1 protein-coding gene is annotated in these 1,088 nt (G+C 48.4%); it reads right to left on the minus strand.

Annotated features, from left to right (window positions below; all coding sequences use genetic code 11):
- Positions 1-1,088: class I adenylate cyclase (locus R7P67_RS26090; protein ID WP_318086489.1), on the minus strand; the 1,088-nt coding region annotated here is incomplete at both ends.

The raw sequence follows: 1,088 nt of genomic DNA on the forward strand, positions 1-1,088 counted from the left end.
AGTCGATGCATTCCGCAAGAAGCTGATACACCATATTACGCATCACACCACGCATGTTTTTCGCGTAGCAGAACACGTCGACCGATTCTGGTGGCAACGCATCTTGGTGCATTTTGCCCAAAATAGTTTTTAGCGCATCCAACATCGCCGTTTCGCCTTTGAAATGCAGTGTACGCACTTCATGCCAGGAGTTGCGGTAAACCAAATCGACACTGCCGACTAAGTTTTTATGTTCCGGACCAAAACTGAAGATATCGGTATTTTTCACATCCACTTTAAGTGAACGCCCCGACAGCTCCGACGTAGGGTCATTTTCGAAGTTGATGAACATCGCCAACTGGCTGATTTCACACGGGCTCGCTAACGCTTGCATCGTCGGACGACGTTTACGCAGTGCAAAGGTATTTCGTAAGTCACTCACCATTTGGTAAAACTTATCAATATCTAGCTGTGCTTCACGCACCACGGCATGCAAACGCGTGGATTCGGTGATGAGGCCATTAAAGAAAGCCCACGAGACCAGTTTGCTCAAGTACTCGTGATGCTCAAGACATGGCTGCCCAAGAATGCGATGTGCGATCAATGGTTGCTTGTAGAGATACCAACCCGACTTGTTCACCCCACCTTCTTTAACTTCGATGAAGCTCAAATCTGGTTCATGTAAATCAGGGGAAATTTGTGGGTTCAGCAACGTCACTTTGCCCGGCAACACTTCAAACGCAGCGTACAACTTACGCGCAAGAATGCTGATGTCTTGCGGGCTGATCGCGGATGTGATGTCGTTGCGACGCGCAAACTGAATCAAGTTACGGTAGCTCTGCATCAACGCATCAAGCAACGCATGATGCACGACTTTCACCTGTTCAACTTTCCAGTTGCGGCGGTCATCGAGCTCGGCAACCACGCTGTCATCCCAATTCCATTTCGCAATCATGTCGCTCAGCGCTTCACGACGCCAGGCCACTGAACCGACATCTGGTTCACGCGACAGCTTTTCATGGGTTTTGAGATAAAAACAACGACGCACCAAATCCAAACGTGTATCGTCTTGGATTCGTTCTAAATAGCGCGTAACTTTTTCCAACATT

It is taken from the genome of Vibrio sp. Vb0937, assembly GCF_033338855.1.